This window comes from Gluconacetobacter takamatsuzukensis, assembly GCF_014174275.1.
GTDB lineage: Bacteria > Pseudomonadota > Alphaproteobacteria > Acetobacterales > Acetobacteraceae > Gluconacetobacter > Gluconacetobacter takamatsuzukensis.
In genome coordinates, this window is sequence record NZ_JABEQK010000028.1 from 1 (window position 1) to 879 (window position 879).

The 879-nt window shown below is 69.9% G+C and carries 1 protein-coding gene; it reads right to left on the minus strand.

Annotated features, from left to right (window positions below):
* Window positions 1–34 precede the first annotated feature (34 nt).
* Window positions 35–879: phosphate ABC transporter permease subunit PstC (gene pstC / locus HLH27_RS16870; protein ID WP_182951276.1), on the minus strand; the 845-nt coding region annotated here is incomplete at its 5' end.

The following is an 879-nucleotide window of genomic DNA, read 5'->3' on the forward strand; positions in this document are numbered from 1 at the left end:
GCCGGCCGGACCCGCTTCCGTCACCGCACTCATCTCAGGCCCCTCCACGGCGCAGCAGCAGCCGCGAACAGGCCAGCGTCAAAAACGAGATCACCATCAGGATGAACCCCAGCGCCAGCAGCGACGCCAGCTTCAGGCTGCCCGCCGGGCTCTCGGGGAATTCCAGCGCGATCAGCGACGCGATCGTGTTCCCCGGCGAAAACAGCGACCAGCCGATCCGGTTGGTGTTGCCGATCACGAACGTCACCGCCATCGTCTCGCCCAGCGCGCGCCCCATCCCCAGCATGATCCCGCCGATCAGCGCCGGCCGCGACCAGGGCAGCGTCACGCTGCGCATCACCTCCCACCGCGTCGCCCCCAGCCCATACGCGCTCTCGCGGATCTGCGCCGGCATCGCCACGAACACGTCGCGCATCACCGCGCAGACGAACGGCGTCACCATCATCGCCAGCACCAGCCCCGCCGTCAGCAGCCCGGTCCCGTAGGGCGGCCCCTGGAACAGCATGCCGATCCCCGGCAGGTGCCCCAGATGCACCCGCGCCCAAGGCTGCACGTAATGCGCCATCGCCGGCACGATCACGAAGAAGCCCCACATCCCGAAGATGATCGACGGCACCGCCGCCAGAAGCTGCACCGCCATCCCGATCGGCCCCGCCACCATCGCGGGCGCCATCTCCACCAGCCAGAACGCAATCCCGAACGCCAGCGGCACCGCGAACACCAGCGCCAGCACCGTCGTCACCACCGAGCCGAAGACCGGCGCCGCCGCCCCGAAATGCTGCGTCACCGGGTTCCACGCCGTGCTCCACACGAAGCCCGGCCCGAACGCCGACCACGCCGAAATCCCGCCCCACGCCAGAACCGCGATCAACCCGCCCA